21 protein-coding genes are annotated in these 20,185 nt (G+C 62.8%); 8 read left to right on the top strand and 13 right to left on the bottom strand.

Annotation, left to right across the window (positions count from 1 at the left end):
- Positions 1–57: 57 nt before the first annotated feature.
- The 5 genes from L0F51_RS09370 to L0F51_RS09350 form a co-directional block, all read right to left on the bottom strand.
- Complete coding sequence (locus tag L0F51_RS09370) at positions 58–819, bottom strand: SDR family NAD(P)-dependent oxidoreductase (protein ID WP_234628909.1); 762 nt, start codon at positions 817–819, stop codon at positions 58–60.
- Between the two features lie 224 nt (positions 820–1,043).
- Complete coding sequence (locus L0F51_RS09365) at positions 1,044–1,805, bottom strand: ABC transporter permease (RefSeq protein WP_128291093.1); 762 nt, start codon at positions 1,803–1,805, stop codon at positions 1,044–1,046.
- The gene (locus tag L0F51_RS09360) at positions 1,802–2,728 is read right to left on the bottom strand and encodes an ABC transporter ATP-binding protein (RefSeq protein ID WP_128291094.1); all 927 of its coding nucleotides are present in this window, start codon (positions 2,726–2,728) and stop codon (positions 1,802–1,804) included. The genes L0F51_RS09365 and L0F51_RS09360 overlap by 4 nt, the downstream gene beginning before the upstream one ends.
- Positions 2,729–2,867: 139 nt before the next feature.
- Positions 2,868–3,344 carry a homoprotocatechuate degradation operon regulator HpaR gene (gene hpaR / locus L0F51_RS09355; protein ID WP_234628908.1) on the bottom strand — a complete coding sequence of 159 codons (477 nt, stop codon included), beginning with the start codon at positions 3,342–3,344 and terminating at the stop codon, positions 2,868–2,870.
- 297 nt (positions 3,345–3,641) lie between these two features.
- Positions 3,642–4,892 (bottom strand): NAD(P)/FAD-dependent oxidoreductase, encoded by a 1,251-nt coding sequence (locus L0F51_RS09350; protein ID WP_234628907.1) that lies wholly within the window; start codon positions 4,890–4,892, stop codon positions 3,642–3,644.
- Positions 4,893–5,370: 478 nt separating this feature from the next.
- Between L0F51_RS09350 and L0F51_RS09345 the strand changes: the two genes are divergently transcribed.
- Complete coding sequence (locus L0F51_RS09345; protein ID WP_234628906.1) at positions 5,371–6,666, top strand: O-antigen ligase; 1,296 nt, start codon at positions 5,371–5,373, stop codon at positions 6,664–6,666.
- Here L0F51_RS09345 and L0F51_RS09340 read toward each other — a convergent pair.
- The 4 genes from L0F51_RS09340 to L0F51_RS09325 form a co-directional block, all read right to left on the bottom strand.
- Positions 6,593–7,618, bottom strand: a complete 1,026-nt coding sequence (locus L0F51_RS09340; RefSeq protein ID WP_234628905.1) for a glycosyltransferase family 4 protein — start codon at positions 7,616–7,618, stop codon at positions 6,593–6,595. The genes L0F51_RS09345 and L0F51_RS09340 overlap by 74 nt on opposite strands.
- A gap of 8 nt (positions 7,619–7,626) precedes the next feature.
- Positions 7,627–9,561 (bottom strand): nucleoside-diphosphate sugar epimerase/dehydratase, encoded by a 1,935-nt coding sequence (locus L0F51_RS09335; protein ID WP_234628904.1) that lies wholly within the window; start codon positions 9,559–9,561, stop codon positions 7,627–7,629.
- A gap of 166 nt (positions 9,562–9,727) precedes the next feature.
- Complete coding sequence (locus tag L0F51_RS09330) at positions 9,728–10,783, bottom strand: hypothetical protein (protein WP_234628903.1); 1,056 nt, start codon at positions 10,781–10,783, stop codon at positions 9,728–9,730.
- A gap of 139 nt (positions 10,784–10,922) precedes the next feature.
- Complete coding sequence (locus tag L0F51_RS09325; protein ID WP_128291101.1) at positions 10,923–11,543, bottom strand: DUF1134 domain-containing protein; 621 nt, start codon at positions 11,541–11,543, stop codon at positions 10,923–10,925.
- Between the two features lie 182 nt (positions 11,544–11,725).
- Between L0F51_RS09325 and chpT the strand changes: the two genes are divergently transcribed.
- The gene (gene chpT / locus L0F51_RS09320; protein ID WP_234628902.1) at positions 11,726–12,370 is read left to right on the top strand and encodes a histidine phosphotransferase ChpT; all 645 of its coding nucleotides are present in this window, start codon (positions 11,726–11,728) and stop codon (positions 12,368–12,370) included.
- Between the two features lie 104 nt (positions 12,371–12,474).
- Here the strand turns inward: chpT and ctrA are convergent, their stop codons facing one another.
- Positions 12,475–13,176 carry a response regulator transcription factor CtrA gene (gene ctrA / locus L0F51_RS09315; RefSeq protein ID WP_092815812.1) on the bottom strand — a complete coding sequence of 234 codons (702 nt, stop codon included), beginning with the start codon at positions 13,174–13,176 and terminating at the stop codon, positions 12,475–12,477.
- A gap of 354 nt (positions 13,177–13,530) precedes the next feature.
- On the opposite strand from ctrA, the gene L0F51_RS09310 reads away from it, so the two are divergent.
- Positions 13,531–13,941, top strand: coding sequence for a flagellar export protein FliJ (locus L0F51_RS09310; protein ID WP_205649819.1), 411 nt, complete (start codon positions 13,531–13,533; stop codon positions 13,939–13,941).
- Between the two features lie 51 nt (positions 13,942–13,992).
- On the opposite strand, the gene L0F51_RS09305 is transcribed toward L0F51_RS09310, so the two are convergent.
- The 3 genes from L0F51_RS09305 to L0F51_RS09295 form a co-directional block, all read right to left on the bottom strand.
- Positions 13,993–14,730 carry a hypothetical protein gene (locus L0F51_RS09305; protein WP_234628901.1) on the bottom strand — a complete coding sequence of 246 codons (738 nt, stop codon included), beginning with the start codon at positions 14,728–14,730 and terminating at the stop codon, positions 13,993–13,995.
- A 215-nt stretch (positions 14,731–14,945) separates the two neighbouring features.
- Positions 14,946–15,872, bottom strand: a complete 927-nt coding sequence (locus tag L0F51_RS09300; protein ID WP_234628900.1) for an aminotransferase class IV — start codon at positions 15,870–15,872, stop codon at positions 14,946–14,948.
- A gap of 106 nt (positions 15,873–15,978) precedes the next feature.
- Entirely contained in the window at positions 15,979–16,254 is a 276-nt protein-coding gene (locus L0F51_RS09295; protein ID WP_092815821.1) for a DUF1153 domain-containing protein, read from the bottom strand.
- A 160-nt stretch (positions 16,255–16,414) separates the two neighbouring features.
- Here L0F51_RS09295 and mnmA point away from each other — a divergent pair, with 160 nt between their 5' ends.
- From mnmA to L0F51_RS09270, 5 genes are all read left to right on the top strand, one after another.
- On the top strand, positions 16,415–17,566 hold the full coding sequence (mnmA, locus tag L0F51_RS09290; protein ID WP_234628899.1) for a tRNA 2-thiouridine(34) synthase MnmA: 1,152 nt from the start codon (positions 16,415–16,417) through the stop codon (positions 17,564–17,566).
- Positions 17,567–17,700: 134 nt separating this feature from the next.
- On the top strand, positions 17,701–18,066 hold the full coding sequence (locus L0F51_RS09285) for a YqjD family protein (protein WP_234628898.1): 366 nt from the start codon (positions 17,701–17,703) through the stop codon (positions 18,064–18,066).
- Positions 18,067–18,071: 5 nt separating this feature from the next.
- Positions 18,072–18,500, top strand: coding sequence for a phage holin family protein (locus tag L0F51_RS09280; RefSeq protein WP_234628897.1), 429 nt, complete (start codon positions 18,072–18,074; stop codon positions 18,498–18,500).
- A gap of 314 nt (positions 18,501–18,814) precedes the next feature.
- A complete protein-coding gene (locus tag L0F51_RS09275) occupies positions 18,815–19,297 on the top strand; it encodes a PilZ domain-containing protein (protein WP_234628896.1) in 483 nt (160 codons plus the stop codon).
- A gap of 347 nt (positions 19,298–19,644) precedes the next feature.
- Positions 19,645–20,145, top strand: a complete 501-nt coding sequence (locus L0F51_RS09270; protein ID WP_234628895.1) for a hypothetical protein — start codon at positions 19,645–19,647, stop codon at positions 20,143–20,145.
- Positions 20,146–20,185: the final 40 nt, after the last annotated feature.

Here is a 20,185-nt window from a genome sequence, read left to right as displayed (position 1 = left end):
CGAAAAGGGCGGAGCCTTCGCCCCGCCCTCTGTTCTCTGATGCAGACTGGCGTCAGGTCAGGCCTGAACCGGCTGGCCATTCGAGGCCGACACACCGCCATCGACGGGGACATTGGCACCGGTCATGAAGCTCGCGTCGTCGCTTGCGAGGAAGGCGATGACGGCAGCCACCTCCTCCGGTTCGCAGGGGCGGCCGAGGGGAATGCGGCGGCGAAAGGCGTCGACGAGTTCCTTATCGTCCAGCATGTCCTCGGTCAGGCCGGTCTTGGTGAAGCTCGGGCAGACGGAATTGACGCGGATGCCGCGCTTGCCGAGATCGAGTGCAAGCGCTCGTGTGTAGTTCACGATTGCGCCCTTCGCGGCGTTGTAGGGGCTCATGCCCCAATCGCCCCCGGTTCCGGAGACGGATGCCGTGTTGATGATCGACCCCTTGGTCTTCTCCAGCTCCGGAATGGCGGCGCGGCTGCCGTAAAAGACCCCGTCCACATCCGTCTTCATGACCTTGTGCCACTGCTCGTCCGTGATGTCTTCGGGGTTGCCGTTTTCCAGGACGCCCGCATTGTTGACGAGGATGTCGAGCCGGCCGAACTGATCGATCGTCTTGCGGACGGCGCCGTCGACTTCCTCGCGTTTGGAGACGTCGGCGCGGATCGACAGGGTCCGTTCGGTCGGCAGGCTGCCGGCCACTTCCTCGAGCCTGTCGGAGATGTCGACCAGCGCCACATTGGCGCCCTCGCTGGAAAAGCGCCGGGCTGTCGCCTCACCCATGCCGGAGGCGGCGCCGGTTACGAGAACGACCTTGTTGTTAAAGCGGTGCATGGAACAACTCCTTCCGGACAGACGCGAGGCGCCTGCCAATCTTCATTGTGTGCGGATTGTATGAAGGAGCAACGCGGCAGCCGCCCGGACGATCCTCGGTTTTTGCCGAAGGGGGCTTTTGGAACGCGTCGGGACTTGGGTGTCGACTCAAGTGCCGGATCTGGCTTGCTTCGAAACCCTGTGGATGAGGAGAGTTGGTTTCCGGAGGGGGCCCGGAGAGAATGTCAGCTCTTCAGGCGCCAACCGGTTTTGAAGATCCACCAGATCGCCGCAAGGCAAATGATGAGGAAGAGCGCGGTCATGATCAGGCTGACGGTGACCGAGACGTCGGCCAGACCGTAAAAACTCCAGCGGAAGCCTGAGATCAGATAGACGACGGGGTTGAACAGCGTCACCTTCTGCCAGAAGGGCGGCAGCATATCTATCGAATAGAAGCTGCCGCCGAGGAAGGTCAGAGGCGTGATGATGAGAAGCGGCACGATCTGCAGCTTCTCGAAACCATCGGCCCAGATGCCGATGATGAAGCCGAACATCGAGAAAGTGACGGCGGTCAGCACCAGGAACGTCACCATCCACAGCGGATGTTCGATCCTGAGCGGCACGAAAAGCGTGGCGGTCGCGAGAATGATGACCCCCAGGATGACCGATTTCGTGGCCGCAGCACCGACATAGGCAATGACGATCTCGAGGAAGGAGACCGGCGCGGACAGGTGCTCGAAGATCGTTCCGGTGAACTTCGGAAAATAGATGCCGAAGGCGGCGTTCGTCACGCTCTGCGTCAGAAGCGAGAGCATGACGAGGCCCGGGACGATGAAAGCGCCGTAGCTGACGCCCCCCACTTCGTCGATGCGCGAGCCGATGGCGGAGCCGAAGACGACGAAATAGAGCGTCGTCGACAAGACCGGCGCCAGAATGCTCTGCATCAGCGTGCGGGCGGTGCGGGCCATCTCGAATTTGTAGATGGCGCGAATGGCGTAAATGTTCATGCCGCCTCGTGAACCAGACTGACGAAGATTTCTTCGAGCGTGCTCTCGCGTGTCTCGATGTCGCTGAAACGGATGCCTGCCTCGGTCAGATCGTGCAGAAGGGAGGTGATCCCCTTGCGGTTCTGCGCCGTTTCGTAGGTGTAGGTGAGGTAGGTGCCGTCTTCGGAAAGCTCCAGCTCGTACGATGCGAGCGATTCCGGCACAGCGTGGAGAGGTTCCTGGAGGCACAGGCGGAGCTGCTTGCGGCCAAGTTTGCGCATCAGCTCTTTCTTTTCCTCCACGAGAACGATCTCGCCGTGATTGATGACGCCCACCCGATCGGCCATCTCCTCGGCCTCTTCGATGTAGTGCGTCGTCAAGATGACGGTGACGCCCGTCTCCCTCAAGGAGCTGATCAGTCGCCACATGTCGCGACGCAGCTCCACGTCGACGCCCGCCGTCGGCTCGTCGAGAAAGAGGATTTCAGGCTCATGTGAGAGCGCCTTGGCGATCAGAACCCGTCGCTTCATACCGCCCGAGAGCGTGATAATCTTGGAATCGCGCTTCTCCCAGAGAGACAGATCGCGCAGCACGCTCTCCAGATGGGCCGGGTTCGGCTTCTTTCCGAAAAGGCCGCGCGAGAACGAGACAGTTGCCCAGACAGTTTCGAAGGCGTCCGTCGAAAGCTCCTGCGGCACGAGCCCGATCTTGGAGCGGGCGGCGCGGTAATCGGAGATGATGTCGTGACCGTCCACGGTCACGGTGCCCGTGGTTGGATTGACGATGCCGCAAATGATGCCGATGAGCGTCGTCTTGCCAGCGCCGTTGGGACCGAGGAGCGCAAACAGCTCTCCCTTTTCGATCTCAAGATCGATGTTTTTCAGCGCCTGAAAGCCGCTCTCATAGGTTTTGGACAGGCCGGAAACGGAAAGGACGTTCGACATGGTGGGGTGCGGGCGACATCCGGAAAGGAAGGAATGGTAAGCCGGCATTTAGGCCGCCGGCAAAAAAGGGCCAGAGCAGAAAGTGGCGGTGCGTGACAATCCACCCCACGCCATGGGGCGTCCGAGACGAAACGCTGCCTCAGGCGACGGCCTTGCGCAGTTCGTCCGGTCGTTGCTGAAATTCGACCGCATGCCCGTCCATGGCGAGTTCCTCCAGCATGCTGAGCAGCATTTCCATCCTCTCTTCGCCGAAGATTGTCTCGATGCGCTTGTAAACGTCTTCGATGGCAGGCGAGGCGAGGCGGATGAGACTGCGGCCATTCTCCGTAATGTCGATCTTCAGGCGACGGCTGTCCTGGCCGTCCTGACCGCGTGTGATGAGGCCGCGCTCTTCCAGGGCTTTCAGGATGCGCGTCATGGAGGGGGTGAGAAGACACGCCCGGGCCGACAGCGCCGTGGCATCGGAAGGACCGGCTTCGTCCAAGATGCGGAGAACGCGCCATTGCTGTTCGGTGCAGCCATATTCGGCGATGATCGGCCGCAGATGCATCATGAAGGCTTCGCGGGCGCGCAGAAGCGCCACCGGCACTGAACGACCTGTCTGGCGTAGGGTCATGATGGCGACGTCTCCCGGCGATCCTGTCAGGCATTGTAGCGGGAAGTCGTCCTCGACCAAAGACGCGGCCTTCCCAGGCTTCTGCCGGTGGCAAGGCGCCCGGGCACCGGACGGTTCCGCCGAGATACTATCAGATTGTTCGCTTCTGCGGCTGCGACGCGTCAGCGTTCGCCCGAGCCCGCTTTGAGGGCTTGCCCGGGCTGGATCGCTGCACCGCGTGATCTGCCGCCGGCGACCCTCCAGAATCGTCCTCTGAAGGGTCGGTGCATATCCGCAGAGGCGTCGCTGGAGGCGCTCTCAGGCCTGCGCGGCCGCCTTGCGCTGAGCCTGGGTGAAGGCACGAAGATCGAAATCGGGATCTTCGACCTGATGGGCGCGGATTTCGACACCGAGTTTCATCAAGGTCCGCACCGCCATGTGGTCGGCCGGTCGGTTGACGGATTCCACCGCGATCAGGCGTCCTTCCTTGAAACAGAAGACAGAAAAAGTTTCCGCTTCGGGATCTCCGCGCAGGATCGTCTGATCCGTGCCAAAGGGAAGTCCGACCATCTGCAGCTTCAGGTTCGACTGATCGCTCCAGAACCAGGGAACGTCGCAATAGGCGGTCGGTTTGCCCACGAGGCGCGCGGCGAGGCAGCGGGCCTGGTCGACGGCGTTTTGCACCGATTCAAGCCGCATCGACTTGCCTGCCTGGACGTTCGGGTGATTGGCCACGTCGCCGATCGCCGAGATGGCCGGATCGGACGTGGCGAGAAACTCGTCGACCACGATGCCGTCCTTGACCTCCAGGCCAGCGGCTTCGGCGAGCTCGGAATTGGCGAGAACGCCAATGCCATAGAGAACGAGATCGGCGGCGACGTTGCGCCCATCGGCGAGCACCACGCCCGTGACGTGATCGTTTTCGCCTTCGAGCCGCTGCACGCGTGCATCTGTGATGATGTGGACGCCGCGGCGACGATGGGCATTTTCGAAGAATTCCGACATCTTCGGCGTCACGACGCGCGCCATGACACGCGGCGCCAGTTCCACAACGGTCACGGTCTTGCCGAGCTTGGCGGCAACTGCGGCAAGCTCCAGGCCGATGAACCCGCCACCGACGACGACGAGGCTGGATGCCGCCTCGATGCGTTCACGCAGCCGGTTGGAATCGGCGAGCCCACGGACGGCGAAGACGCCGTCGAGCTCGGCGCCTGGCACCGGCAGCGGACGATTGCGGACGCCGAGCGCCAATGTCAGATGATCGTAGCGCAGGCGACGTCCCGACTGCAGCTCGACCTCGCGGGCCGCCCGGTCGATGGTCGTGACCGCTTCGCCGAGAATGAGCTCGATGTTGCGGTCCTCATAGAATTTCTCGCCGCGGAGAAGCAGCCCTTCGGCGCTGACGGTGCCGATCAGATAGCCTTTCGACAGGGGCGGCCGCTGATAGGGCAGATCAGTTTCTTCGCCGATCAGAACGATGCGCCCGGTGAAGCCAAGCTCGCGCAGCGAGGCGGCGAGCTGCACGCCCGCATGGCCGGTACCAACGATGATCTGGGTTTCTTCGGACATTTCGAACATTCCTTTCGGCGCTGCTTTTGGCGCACCGTCTGGCGAAGCGCAACGATGCCGTTCTCGTCTCGTCTCAGATAGAGAGGGCTGAGAGGCAATCGCCGGCCATAAGGCCGATCGGCGGCAGGGGGAACCGATACGGTGTCGCGGGCGATGGCGCGCATCGCTTCCTCAAGGCACACTCTGATGCGCTTTTGCAGAAAGGCGATGCGGAAGAAGGGGGCGAAACTGCCGGTTCTGCTGCAAGAAGCTGCCGACATGATCGGCGGTGAAGGGCCCCGCTTTCGCCATCTTCGCTCGGCTTTCCTACAAATAATCTGGAATTCCGCAGCCGAAGCCTCCGGTGGCGCAAGGCGAGAGCTTGCTGGTCCGGTTGTGTTTGTGCCATCTCCCTTGCGGGATCGGCTCCGGATCGCATGATGGATTTGGGAGCCTGCGGATCTTGCCGCGGCAGCCTGGCGGCCGAAGGGGGCCTTGATTGCAAAGAAAACGTGTCCTCGCCGCGAACCTCCCTTCGATCGCTTCCTTTATCGGTCTTGCTCTCGCTTTCGTCTTCGTGCCGTTCATCACCTTTCTGTCGACGCGGTCAGCGCCGGCGGTGTTGAGCTTTGCGACGCTGTTTCTGCTCCTTGGCGCCTATTGGCGAGCTGAGACGTGGCGGGATTTCGCAGCACGCTTCACCGAAGTGGCCCGGCAGCCCTTGGCGATTGCGATCGCCTCGTTCGTGCTTGCAGCCTTTGCGAGCGTCTCATGGTCGGTCGAGCCTTTGATGAGCCTTCAATATGCGTTTCGCCTGTTGGGGAACTGTCTGCTGGGCTTCGCTTTCGTCGTCGTCATTGCTGATCAGAACCGACGGCACATCATGACGTTCCTGCTGGTCGGGCTCGTGATCACCCTGCCGCTTCTGGCAAACGAGCTGCACGGGCCTTTCCAGCTCAGGCAACCCTTCTCCGATACGCTCGGCTCAGAATCTCTCAACCGGGCGGTTCTCGTGACGAGCATCCTGGCTGCGCTCTTTCTGGCCCTCGCTTGTGCGGAGAAATGGCTGTCCTGGCTGGCGCTTTTTCTCTCGCTTGTCGCTGCCGTCGTTGCGGTTCTCTCCTCCTCACAGTCCTCCGTCCTTTTTTGGGGCGTGGTGGTGATCGCCTGGCCGCTTGCCGTCTACGCTCCGAGGGCAACAGCCCGCGCCGTCACCGCGACAGCCTTTGCGTGCCTCGTCCTCTTTCCATTCTTCGCCATGCTCTACACGCCCTGGATGCGCCGCCTGCTCGGCGGGGTTCCGGAAGATGTCGTGCATGCGACGAGCGCGCAGATTCGCCTTTCCATCTGGGAGAATTTTGCCGAGCTCATCCCGCACGAGCCTCTCCTCGGCTGGGGCTATTATGCCGAACGCGCCATGAGCAAGGGGCTCGCCGGCCCCGCCGCATCCGCGGTGATCGGCAGCGCCCATCCGCATGATGTCGCGATCCAATTGTGGGTCGATTTCGGTCTTCTGGGCGTCTTCGTGGCGGGTCTCATCGGCTTCGCCTGGCTGCGGCGTCTCTTGCAGGCGGAGACGGCCGTTCTGACGGCCGCAAGCGCGATCACCGCAGGTGTCTTTGCGGTGTGGATGGTGAGCCACGGCGCCTGGCAGGAATGGTGGCTGGCGATGATGTCGCTGGTCTTCGCAACGCTTCTGCGTAGCACGCCGGGTGGCCAGGCTATTTCCTTTTGGCGGAAAGCCGAAACGCCAGCGCATCCACCATTCCCTGGCGCAACGCCACCCAAAACGTGAGCGAACTCACATAGGCCGCCACGACAGCCGCGTAGGGGGCTCGCGTCGAAATGACGGCAAGCGCGATGCAGAAGAGGCTGTTGAGGGTGAGCGCGAGCACCACCTGATCGTGCTTCCAGCCCCGCCGCACGGCCTTCTGGTAGGCATGTTCGCTATGGGCGAGCCAGATGCGCTCGCCACGGCGCGCGCGAATGAGAAGGGTGAGGCCGGTGTCGGTGAGATAATAGGCCGGCAGAATGAGGGCGGCAGCAATCTCTCCCTTAAGAGCGAGCGCGACCAGAAGAGAGCCGACACAAAAGCCCACGAAAACGCTGCCGGCATCGCCCAGAAAAATTCGCGCCGGGTGCCAGTTGTGGAGGAGAAAGCCGAGGCTCGCCGCGATGAGAAGGCAGGGCAGGAGCGGCAGGTCGCCCAAGGGAGTGGCGACAAGCAGAACGCCGATCGCGATCGCAATCGTCGTCACGCCGGTGATACCGTCGATGCCGTCCATGAAGTTGTAGGCATTGACGAAGCCGAGCAGGAAGAACCACAGGACGAAGCGCTCGACAAAAAAAGGCAGGGCAGGGCTGAGGTTCAGCGACAGTGGCAGGGACGCGACGGCCAACGCCACGAGGCCTGCCTGGGCAATGAAGCGCGTGGCGGCCCTCAGGCTGACGAGATCGTCGAAGGCGGAGACGAGTGCAAGCGCCACGGCGATCGCGAGGAATGAAACCTCGCTTGCTGCCGGCAGGCCGGTCGGGATCCCAAGCACGAGGCCGATGGCGAGGCAGAGCGCGGAGACCGGCACGAGCGCAAACCCGGCGCCGCGGGGGACGGGTGTTTCATGATTGCGACGTGCGTCCGGCAAATCGAGAAGCGCGCGGCGGGTGAGTACGGGGATGAGGTTGCGAATGCCGACCCACGTGACAGCGAAGGCTGCAACCGACAGCCACAAGGCATTGACCTGATCCATCACGCGGCTCAGCCGGGGGCTCTGTCCATCAAAGAGCGCACATTGTTGGTCGGTCGGGCGCAGAGCTCAGTGATGCCGCTGCGCAAGAGGCCGACGCAGGCGGCATTGTCGCCGTGCATCGCGGCGATGTGGAGATCAGTCAAATAGACGTCGAGGCGCTCGGGCAGGATCGCGGGCGCGCTGGCGAGAAGGACCCCCGCGACGGGCGTATGCGTGACCGTCTCGTTCTCGCTGACGAGATCTTCATGCAGCTTCTCGCCCGGGCGCAGGCCGGTGAACACCACCGGCACGTCAACGTCCGGCTTCCGTCCGGCAAGACGAATGAGATTTCGGGCCAGATCGGCGATGCGCACAGGTTCGCCCATGTCGAGGAGGTAGATCTTGCCGCCGCCTTCGGGATGGGCGACGCCATAGGCCGACGCCTGCAGAACGAGCTGTGCCGCTTCGCTCGGCGTCATGAAATAGCGCGTGACATCGGCATGGGTGACCGTCAAAGGCCCGCCGTTCTTGAGCTGCTCTTCGAAGAGCGGCAGGACGGAGCCCCGCGAGCCCAGAACGTTGCCGAAGCGCACGATCATGAAGCGGGTGCCTTTCTGCTCGCGGTCGAGCTTCTGGCAGTAGCGTTCGGCAAGTCCCTTGGTCAGACCGAGGACGTTCTTGGCGTTGGCGGCCTTGTCGGTCGAGATCATGATGAAGGCGCTGGCGCCCGACGCGCAGGCGGCGTCGGCGGCGTTCTTGGTGCCGAAGACGTTGGAAAGAACCGCCTCGACGGGGTTTCTCTCCACGATCGGCACGTGCTTCAGCGCCGCGGCATGGAAGACGAGTTCCGGCCGTTCGCGCATGAACAGCGCCTTCAGCGCTTCGCGGTCGCGGATGTCGCAGAGGATCGGCACCACCTGCGCCTGGATGCTCGGATTTTTCCGGATACGGCGATCGATCTCATAGAGATTGTGCTCGCTGTTCTCCAGCAGGATGAGGCGTGAAGCGCCGAAGCGCACGACCTGCTTGACGATTTCGGAGCCGACCGAACCACCGGCACCCGTGATGAGGACGCTGCGCCCGGCGATCAGGCGGTTGATGCCTTCCTCGTCGAGCACCACGGGCTGGCGGCCGAGCAGGTCTTCGATCTTGACCGCTTCCGGCTCGACGTTCTGCTGAGATGCCTGCAGATCCTGGATGTTCGGTAGCCGGTTGACGGTCAGCCCGACCTGGGAGGCGGCATCGACCAGCTCGTTCAAGACATCGCGGGGCGTGTTCACGCGCGCGACAATGATCTGGGTCGGCGGCGTCGACGTGCGCCTCAGCTGCGTCACCTGCCGCGCCATGCCTTCAATCGTGCTCAAGACCGGAACGCCGTGCAGCTGGCGCCCGACGTGTCTCGGGTTCGTTTCGATGATGCCGACGATGAGAAAGCGCGATTTGCGGTCGCGTTTGACGGCGCGGATGAAGACATCGGCCTCGTCATTGAAGCCGAAAAGCAGCACCGGCTCGAGCGGGTTGCGCGGATCGTGGCTGGAGCGGCCGATGAGGCTGTCGCGATAAAGCCGGTAGGCCATACGCGGGGCGCCCAGCATGACGGTCAGAACGAACCATTCGATGACAAGAACCGAACGGGGCAGGGCGCCGCCGCGCTGGATGAGGAAAATGACGAGCAGAAAGATGAAGATGGAGGCGGTGACCGCCTTCGAGATCGCGTAGATGTCGCGCACCGATGCGTAGCGCCAGGAGCCGCTGTGCAGCCGGAAGATCGGAAAGACGAGCACGCAGACAAGCGTGAAAATGCCAATGAGGCTCACGACCTCGCCGGGGGCGAAGGTCGGTTCCGTCCCCGTGCGCAGGTAATAGGAAAGGCCGAGGGAGATCGCTGCGGCCGAAAAATCGTAGCCGTAGATAATCCAGCTGCGCATGCGCCGGGAGATGCGTCTGACCACCTGATCGATCACGTCCGGCTCCCGGTTTGATGCTGAGGCGCAAAAAGCGATCGCAGGCTAAAGCCGCTGCCCTGTCGCGCGTTCCCATGCGAGGTCTCGCTCAGGCGATCCAACCTCGCAGCTATGTCAAAGCTATGGCAGAAGCGCATACGGTTTCTTGCCACCCCCTCTCGGAAAGCTACTCGGCCGGGGTCTTGGTCGAGTGCTGTTTCAACTGGCGGATATCGGCAAGGGCTTGAAAGAAACGGTCTTCGGCCCCCCTCGACTTGTCCTGTGCGGGCCCGTTCGAGGCAACTGAAGAAGCCTCTTCGCCGGCCGAGGCGTGACCGTTCTTCGCCTCGGTGTTGCCGTCCGTCTGTGTACCGTTCTTGTCTGTGAAGCCATTGGCGCCGGCGGGCTGCATCGGCCGGTCGGCCGACATGCGGCGGATGTCTTCGCTGATGCGCGCGATCTCCTCCGCACCGATCGGCTCTACGTCTTTGGCCGTGTCTCTGGCAGTGTGATTGCGGGAAAGATGGCGGGCGGCCTGCGTGCGGTGGCCGGGCGCGCGCCGCGCCTCGCTGCGCCGCGGGGCGCCTTTCGCGTCTTTCCGGTTGGGCCTTTGGCCTTCTTCCGAAGCGCCGGCCTTCTCCGGTGCCGGGTCGTGTTTGCCGGCCTCCGAATCCTCCTCGGAGGCGGCGCTTCCCATGACGGAGCGGAGGTAGTCGATTTCCGCGCGCATGCCGATCAGGTCGACGCGGCGGTCCTCCGCCAGGCTCTTCAGGTCCTGGATCTCATCTTGCAGGGCAAGCCGGCGTTCCATCTCAGCTTCGAGCGCGTTGCGGCCGGCGCGCAATGCCGTGCCGGTTTCGGCCAGACGCTTCTTGGTTTCGATGAGTTCGGCGTTCGTCTGTTCGAGGCGGGTGCCGAGCTCGCCGATCTCTTCGTCTCGGGACGCGAGATCGCTGCGCAATGCGGCAATCTCCTGCGTCTTGAGATCGGAATCGAGGCGGTAGGCGGTGACGCGGTCGCGAAAAGTGCTCGCATCACGCTCCAGCCGGCGCATGGCCATCGCATTGCGGGCGCGCATCTCGTCGCGCTCCGTATCGAAATCGGCTCTCGTTATCGCCAGGCTCGCCTTCAGACGCTGTTCCGTCACGCGCCGGATGCGGCGAGCAAGGACCGTGAAAAACGCAAGACAGAACAATCCGCTCGCAAATGCGCCAAGGGCGAACAGCATAGCCGCTTGTATCATCACCGGCTCCGTCCGCGGCAGGCCTTTAGAAATAGAGGCAGGTTGCGCAGACGGCAACAAGAGCTTGGCCGGAGCGTGCGCGTGTCCGCGACACTATCGCAAAAATGTCACGGCTTGTTCAAGCTTTGCGTGGGCTTGCTCAGAACGGATTCCAGGTCGGTCTGGAGGTGAACTTGAGATAGCCGAGATTGACGCCCAGCCGGGCGCCGACGCCGGTGCGGATCGGCACGACATAGATCGGGTCGTGCACGCCGGTGTGCGAGAGCACGGTCATGCCGAGGCCGCCGACCATATAAGCGGAACCGTTCACGCCGGCGAAGCGCTGGTAGATGGAATTGTAGCTCGGCAGGTTGTAGACGAGCATCATCGTGCGATTGCCATCGCCGCCGAAATCCCACCCGACCGAAGGGCCCTGCCAGAAGATGTGGCTGGGCGGTGCGAGCTTGGTATAGATCGTGCCTTCGCCGTAGCGCAGGCCGCCGATGAGGGCGCCGGAGCCCTCCTGGCCGATGATATAGCCGTTGGGAAGGCCGTAACGCTGGATGGCCTTTTCCACGAGCGTGGCCAAGCCTCCGGATGCGGCTCCAAAGACGTGATGGCCCGCTTCGACGACCTCGGCCGCCGTGTAGTTGAGGCTGCCGGGTTCACCGGCCTGAGCCGAAGCCGGCTGGACCGCACCCGCCTGAGTGGCGAAGGCGGCCGGAGCGACCGCGATCTGGACTGCCAGCGCGCCGGCGGCAAGAAGTCTGGCTATGGGCATGGGCCCTCCTGCGACGGCTTGTTGATGAACTCGATTGGTCCACAGGAAACGGCAGAATGGTAAATGTCGGGTAAACCCCCGAGAAATGGGGCGCTCCGGCTGGTCCGCGGCAGGCTCGCTCGATACGATGGAGCAACCATGAGCGACGAATCGCTTTCTGTCCCAATTTCGGATTTCAGCCGATGACCAGCCTTAAAATCGCGCCAGTCGACCTTGCCGCCTTGATCGCGAGCCGGGTCTGTCATGACGTCATCAGCCCTGTCGGCGCCATTGCCAACGGACTCGAAGTCCTCGATGAGGAAACCGATCCGAGCATGCGCGACTTCGCGATGGATCTCATCCGCAAGAGCGCCCGTCAGGCCTCCGTGAAATTGCAGTTTTCGCGTTTGGCCTTCGGCGCATCCGGCGGGGCGGGCGCGCAGATCGATATGGCCGATGCAGGTCGGTGTGCGGGCGAGTTCCTGGAGCGCGAGAAGGCCAATCTCGACTGGCAGGTCGACGCGCAGATGCTGCCGAAAGCAGAGGCGAAGATCCTGCTCAACCTCCTGCTTCTCGGTGCCAACACGATCGCCCGGGGCGGCACCCTGACGGTCGGCGCCACGCAGGGCGAGAACGGGGTGACGATCAGCGTGGTGGCTGCCGGCGACCGCGCGCGCCTTTCTGACAGCGTCCGCACGGTGCTTCTTTCGGGCGAAGTCCCGGAACAGCTCGATGCGCATTCGGTCCAGCCGCTTTATGCGGTCATGCTCGCCGAAGAGGTGGGCCTCGGCTTCGAGATCGCCGAAGAGGAAGGGAAGGTCTCTTTCCTCGCCCGCCCGAAAGCCTGAGCCGGGTCCATCCCCACGCGCCGAGACGGGCGCGCTTTGCGCCCAAAACGAAAAGCCCCGCGACCTTGCGGTGCGGGGCTATCGAAGGGGATTGAAGAGAGGCTTCAGGCGCTTTCGCGGAACTCTTCCTGATCGGGCTCGCGCAGCACGTAGCCGCGACCCCAGACCGTCTCGATATAATTCTCGCCGTCGGTCGCAGCCGCCAGCTTCTTTCTGAGCTTGCAGATGAACACGTCGATGATTTTGAGCTCAGGCTCGTCCATGCCGCCGTAGAGATGGTTGAGGAACATCTCCTTCGTCAGCGTCGTGCCCTTTCTGAGGGAGAGGAGCTCCAGCATCTGGTACTCCTTGCCGGTCAGATGCACGCGCTGTCCGGCCACTTCGACGGTTTTGGTGTCGAGATTGACCCGGAGATTGCCGGTCTGGATGACCGATTCCGCGTGTCCCTTGGAGCGACGGACGACCGCGTTGATGCGCGCGACCAGCTCATCCTTGTGGAAGGGCTTGGTCATATAATCGTCGGCGCCGAAGCCCAGGCCACGGACCTTGTCTTCGATGCCGCCCAAGCCTGAAAGGATCAGGATCGGTGTCTTTACCTTGGCGACACGCAGCTGCTTCAAGACATCGTAGCCGGTCATATCCGGCAAGTTGAGGTCAAGAAGGATAATGTCGTAGTCGTAGAGCTTGCCGAGGTCGACACCTTCCTCACCGAGGTCGGTCGTATAGACGTTGAAGCTTTCCGACTTCAGCATCAATTCGATCGACTGTGCGGTGGCGCTGTCGTCCTCGATCAGAAGAACACGCATGCCAATCCCCTCCTAGCCCTTTTCGTGCCGCTCGAGTGACGTGTGGCTCGAGCCGACTGAACAGGCAAAACCGCAGCCACATTTACGTCGGAATGGTTAACAGAGTCTGACTCCCGGCAGCAAGCCCATAACGTCAGCTGCTTAAAATAGAGTCTTGATTCCATTCCGATTCCGCTGGGTCACCTGCGTCGAGAAACGTTGTGGTACCGATGCGGCTGGACGCCTTCGCGCCGGCGCCGGACCGGCCAACTCAAAGCAAACGGCATCAAGCGATTTACCGTGCCTTAAGTCCTCGTCCCTATCATTAACGCCAGTCGTAAACGAACGGTTACCGCCGCCCGTTGCCGGTGTCATGTGGAGCGGGTGGACCCTCGGGGCTGGGGAGTATTGAGTATGAAGTCGCGAGACGCATCCATCCGGCAAAAACGCTTTAAAGTTGAAGATTGCGAGCGGCGGCTCGGCCAGATCGACGCCATGATCGAAGAATTCAGCCGGATGGCGGCCGATCTAGAACACGAGATAGCGGCTGAAAAGCGGCGGACGGGGATCGAAGACGAAAAGCATTTCGCCTATTCGACCTTCGCACGTGCGGCCGGCCAGAGGCGCGAGAACCTGCTCGCTTCGGTTGATGATTTAAATCGGCAGCGCGAAGCCGCCCAGGCGGCGCTCGAAACCGCGCGCGCCGAGCTTCAGCGCGAAGAAGGGCGGCTCGGCCGGGAAAACCCCGGGACAGCTCCGTCCGGCCACGGTCGTCTGGCAAGCTGAGATCTCATCCCGCGCCCTCGGTCCGGCCGGGGGCGCCGATCACGTGGGCGATCAGGGCCTGAGCTTGTGCCGGGCGAGTTGCTCGTAGAGCGGCAATGCCTCGGCCGCCACTTCCCTGAGCCCGTCATCTTCCAACTCCGGCAGCGGAGCCGGCGGCTGAAAGCCCGTCGAGCGATGCACCGCATCATACCAATGCGCGGCCCAAACGCCGTCGCTGTCGCGGGGACCGGCCGGCCAGGCGAGCATTGCCGGAGAAAAATCGATCTCGAGAGCCCCGCAAAGGGCACGCAGCATGGCTTCCGGATCTGCGAGAAGATCGTCGGCGTCGATGACAGGAGGGATCCTTCCGCCCAATTCCGTCGCCAGGCGAAAGAGCTCATCCTGCTCGACGAATCCGATATCTGAAAGGCTCGGGCCGGCGCGCTTGCGGGCATAGGAAACGAGCACGCGTGCCGGATGACGGATCAGGAATGCGTGGCGACAGCTGCGCATCCAATCGCGGCCGATCTCCGCGATCATGTGGTGCGTCATGTGCTTCTGGTAGAAGATATGGCTGCCGAAGGGCGGCGCGCCCGCGAGGCGCTCCGCCACCTTTTGCCAATCGGCTTCATGCGCGGCACAGATCTCCTCGCGCATCGGATGATCGATGCCGGTCACCTTCAGCCATGCCGCATAGAACGGCTCGTCCCACACTTCGGTGTCGGGACGGTTTTCGAAGGCGCGCATCATCGCGGTCGAGATGTTGCGCGGGCCGGACCACATGGCGATGCGGATCGTCTCGTCGCTCATCGCGGGCGAGGGTCTCTCAGACACCATCATGGCACCGGGAATGCTGGAGAAATGGAGACCTGACCGCGGACTCGAACCGCAGATATTTGACGCTGCACCGCCAATGGGTACCCGTTCCCCCATCAGGTCGATGAGAGATTAGGCGAACACGAATGCGTGAGAAAACCATCACGTGCCGATGTGGTTAAAATCTTAATCTTTGCCTTAGGAAGGGTTCAAGACAAGGGGGTGGCGAAGGCGTCGATGCGCTCGCGGTAGAGCTGCGTCAGCCGCGGCAAGAGCTTCGGCCTGTCGGGATGAAGCGTGCCGATCGCCCGTCCGTCGACGGAGCGGACCGGGACCAGCCCGGCGAACGTGCCTGTGATAAAGGCCTCGTCGGCCCCATAGACGTCGGTCAGCGAAAAGCGCCTTTCATGTGCCGGGATGCCGGCCTCTCGGGCGGCCTTCAGCACCTGTCCGCGGGTGACCCCGCCGAGGCAGTAATCGCCCGTCGAGGTCCAGACCTCGCCGTTGCGGACGATGAAGAAATGCGTGGAATTGCAGGTGGCGACGAAGCCTGCCGGGTCGAGCATCAGCCCTTCATCCGCGCCGGCCTTGGCGGCTTGAATGCAGGCGAGGATGCAGTTGAGCTTGGAATGGGAATTGATCTTCTGGTCCTGCTCGGCAGGCCCCGTGCGCCGCACATGGACGGTGAAAAGCGTGACGCCTTCACTCGAGATTTCAGGCTTCGGGTTCTTGTATTCGGGAATGACGACGATCGTGGGCGCGCCGATCGTCATGCGCGGATCCTGATAAGGGGTGCGCTTCACGCCGCGCGTGATCATCAGGCGCACGTGCACGCCGTCGCGCATGTTGTTGGCGGCGAGACATTCCATCACCCGGGCGGTGAGGCCGGCGCGATCGAGCCCGATATCCATGTCGAGCGCCGCAGCGCCTTCGAACAGGCGGTCGAGATGCTCGTCGAGGAAGGCGATGCCCCCGTCGGTGACGCGCAGGCCTTCCCAGACGCCGTCGCCCAGGATGAAACCGGAATCGAAGACGGAGACGACCGCCCTGTCTCGCGGCAAGAGTTCGCCGTTGACCGAGATCAGGATCTCGGCGTTGCGCGGATCGTCTTCGTATTCGTGGGTGCCTGTCGCCATTTCGCCGCCCGATCACTGGAGATTTCAATGAAACCATTCCGGCAAAGCCGGGGTGTGGGCGGCTGTCAAGGGCAAGTGCGGGCGAAGCCCCGCTAGAGGCGGGACATCAATTGCGGTATTGCTGAATTCGGGTCGTGCGCAGCCCCGCAAGGCCGTGAGACTCGATCGACATCTGCCAGGAGAGGAACTCCTCGACAGTCAGGGTATAGCGCGAGCAAGCTTCATCGAGGCTCAATAAGCCGCCGCGGACGGCAGCAACAACCTCAGCCTTGCGGCGGATCACCCAGCGCTTGGTATTGGGGGGTGGAAGATCAGCAATCGTGAGCGGGCTTCCATCCGGTCCGATAACGTATTTCACTCTCGGTCGGACATGCTCGGCCATGGCAGACTCTTATACAAACTCACCAACTGAGCTCGTTATAAGGTGGCACGGCTTAACAAGCGTCTAACCATCCGTAACGGAAATCTTAAGCGCAACCGGGGCATTTTTTTAGAAACCGCGGGCGCTTGACAGAACGTCGCAAGCACTGCAACCAAAGCCCATGCTGGACATCGATCTTGAGCTGCCAGGTCCGCGCAGCAAAGCCCGCGTCCTCGTCGCTATGTCCGGCGGGGTCGATTCCTCCGTTGCTGCCGCGCTCGTCAATGCGGCGGGCTACGAAACCATTGGCGTGACCCTGCAACTCTATGATCATGGGGCGGCGATCCATCGCTCCGGGGCCTGCTGTGCGGGGCAGGACATTCACGACGCCAAACGTGTCGCCCAGGCGCTCGGCATCGCCCATTATGTTCTCGATTACGAAAGCCGTTTCCGCGAGGCGGTGATCGAGCCTTTTGCGGCGAGCTATCTGTCGGGCGAGACGCCGGTGCCCTGCGTCGCCTGCAATCAGTCGGTGAAATTCTCCGATCTCCTCGATACGGCCCGCCAGCTCGGGGCGGCCGCCATGGTGACCGGCCATTATGTGCGCACACGCTCCGTCGGAGGCCGGCGTGCGCTTTTCCGGCCCGTCGATGCAGACCGCGACCAGAGCTACTTCCTTTATGCGACGACGGCCGAGCAGCTCGACTTCCTGCGCTTTCCCCTCGGCGATTTCACCAAGCCGGAGGTGCGGACGCTGGCGGCCGAGATCGGTTTGAGCGTTGCGGAGAAGAGCGACAGTCAGGATATCTGCTTCGTGCCGCAGGGACGCTACAGCGACGTCATCGAAAAGCTGAAGCCCAATGCGGCCGACGAGGGCGATATCGTGCATCTCGACGGGCGGGTGCTCGGTCGCCATCGGGGCATCATGCATTACACCGTCGGCCAGCGGCGCGGGCTCGGGATTTCGGCCGCCGAGCCGCTCTTCGTCGTGCGGCTGGATGCCGCGGCAAAGCGCGTTATCGTCGGTCCGCGCGAGGCTTTGGCGACCCGCCGTTTCCGGCTGCGCGATCTGAACTGGCTCGGCGATGGCGATCCCTCCGCCTGGACGGAAGGGCAGGAGGTCTATGCTCGCGTGCGCTCGACGCGTCCCCCGGTCAAAGCATCAGTTTCCGTGCAAGCCGGTGAAGCGTCTGTCATTCTCGAGGATAGCGAGATGGGCGTGGCGCCGGGGCAGGCCTGCGTCTTCTACGATCGAGACGCGTCCGATGCGCGTGTTCTGGGCGGTGGCGTGATCGCTCAGGAGACCACGAGCGAACAAGCCTGCGCCGCCTGAGCAAGTCGCACGGCGGCTCCAGGCTGGTCCAACAGGCTTGCCGGCACCGGCAAAACCCCCGCCTTTGCTTGGAACTCCGCTCGCAGCGCCACGTTACCTGAGCGACCCAGCCAATCGATAGAAGGAGGCATCCCATGGCAGACACGAATGTGCCCGGCGGCAAGAGCGAAACGGAACGCAAGGCCGATGAGACCAAGCGGAAGGCCGAAGACGTTCGCCACGACCTCAACGCCGAGTTCGAGATTCTGAAGGCGGATGTCGCCGAACTCAGCACCCGGATCTCAGACCTTTTGCGCACCGGCGCCCGCGAAGGAAAAGACATGTTGAACGAACGTGCCGATTATTACCGCCGCGAAGGCCGCAGGCGCGCCGATGCAGCCATGTCCGAAGCTGAGGCTCTGTCCGATGATCTGAGCCAGTCGATCAGTCGCAATCCCTTCACTGCCGTTCTCGTGGCGTTGGGGCTGGGCTTTCTCGTCGGCGCCATTTCCCGGCGCTAGTCTTCATGCTCAGGCTGCTTTCTTCGATCAGCTTTGCCTACGGCGCCGCAAATCTGCGGCGCCGTATCCGCGTCATGGCGCGGCAGGCCATTCTCATGGCGATCGGCGCCGTCATTCTGCTTTACGCGCTCGGTTTCGGGCTCGTGACGCTCCATATCTGGCTCTCCAGCCTGTGGGGATCGCTGGTGTCCGCGGGCGTGATCGGTGCCGTGCTTTTCGTCATCGGGCTTATCGTCCTGCTTCTGGCTCTGAGGCCTCACCGCGAGCAGGCACGTTCCGTCGAACAGCCTCTCAGCCAGATGAGCGCCACCGCGCACGACACCTATGACCGGGTGCAGCGCTCGCTTCGCCAAAGCGGTTCGCCTCTTGCCAATCCGGTCGTGCAGGCGGCGGGCATCGCCCTCATCATCGGCGTCCTTCTCGGCCGCCGCTAATCGTCGCGTGATCGTGCCGGCATGTGCCGAGCCGCGGAGACATGTTTCGGCCGCCCGTCTCTTTTCGAGGCGGGCGGTCTTTTTGTTCGTGCGTCCGCGCCAGGGCTTCAGGAGCGGTGTGGCCGCGGGACAAGATCGCCCAGATCTGAAAACTCATCCGCCAACGGCACAGGGGTCTCAGGCGGGCCAGAAAAATGCTTTCCGATCTCTTGCCAGCTCCGAGATAGCCGGGGTCGGTGCGGTAACGTTCCTCTCATTTTCTCCGACTATAGTTCTCCGGCAGGCCGTGCTCAGGCCGGTCCGGAGGGGATACGATGCTTCACTCGAAGGCGCTGCCTGGCAGCGCGTCCGATGTGCCAATCGCAGAAAATCCAGCCGATGCTCGGCCGGAAGGATCCCGCTTTGGGCGGCACACCCAATTGCAGCGGGAGGATGGTGCGCCACGTGACACGGAAACCCGTGCCGCGGAGACGCCCAATGCCATTGCCGACAAGGTGACGGATCTTCTCGACTTTCGTCGTCGGGGTGCCGTGCGGCTGCAGACGGCGATCGACGCCCATCTGGTGGGCGCGGAAAACAGAATCTCGCGCTGCATCATCCGCGATCTGTCCACCGCCGGAGCGCAGCTCGAGGTCGAGGAGGGCATCACGCCGGAGAGCGAGATGATCCTCGCCGTGCCTCAGGTGAATATCGCGATCGTTTGCGAACTCGCCTGGCGGCGCGGCAACCGGATGGGCGTTCAGTTCTGCCGTGGGCGGATTCCAGCCGACAAGATCGCCGAGATGATGAAGCTCTGACCCGGACGAGCGCGGAGCACGCGTTCGCCCGTCCGGCAAGAGAACCGCCGGCTGCGCCCCCACCGCCCGCAGAGCGGGGGCCGCGGCCGGGTCCGTCTGTCATTTCCCCATCAGGCTTGCGCGCGTTCTGCTTCGCCCAAGTGGCGCACAGCGGCGTCTGATCTCTCTCTCCGTCATGCTTTCGGTGAGGTGATCGTCCCTCCAGACGCTCGCATGCTCACGCTCATGCGGCGGTGCGGGGAAGCGCGCTGCATCGCCGAAGGCCTTTGAAATCGGAGTCTTATTGTCTACTTTATGTCCGTTCAAAAGTGCGATCCTATTGTCAGGCGCTTGCGCAGAGAGGTTTCATGGCACTGAGGCATGGGCAGGGTAGCGAAGCCGCGGAGATGATTTCCGCCGACCGGGGGGCGAATGTCGTCGCCTTTCCCGCCTGCGAAGCCTTCGGCCCGAGGGCCTCGGATGCGCGCGGTCTGACGGAAGCGGAAGAGATCGAGCTCGACCGTCTGCGTTGGTTCGTCCTCAAAAGCCTTCTGTCCTCTCAAACCGATCTCGAACGCGCCTGTTTCGTGCTGGCCGCCGAACCGGACGCGTCGCTCGAACGGTTCGCGATCGCCTTTTTCCGGGCGATGTCGTCCAAGGCGCGGCGCCAGCTCGTTTTCTACCGGCCGGGTACGCGCAATTTTTCCACCGACGAGGCCTGGCTTCTGCGACTAATGGGGGCATGGCGCTCAGGCGACGAAATGAGCGTTCGCGCGTTAATCGCCTGGAGGGTCAAACCGGAAGGGCACCGCTGGCTGCGTTTCTTGTCGCGCGGGCTGGCATTTGCTCTCGTTGCGGAAACCCCTTGAAGCCGGAACGCGTCTGGCATAGTTTAGAGGTATTCTAATT

Source organism: Afifella sp. H1R, from assembly GCF_021462425.1.
Lineage (GTDB): Bacteria > Pseudomonadota > Alphaproteobacteria > Rhizobiales > Afifellaceae > Afifella > Afifella aestuarii.
The sequence above is the reverse complement of the archived record's forward strand: the minus strand, read 5'-3'. Positions and strand labels throughout refer to the sequence as shown.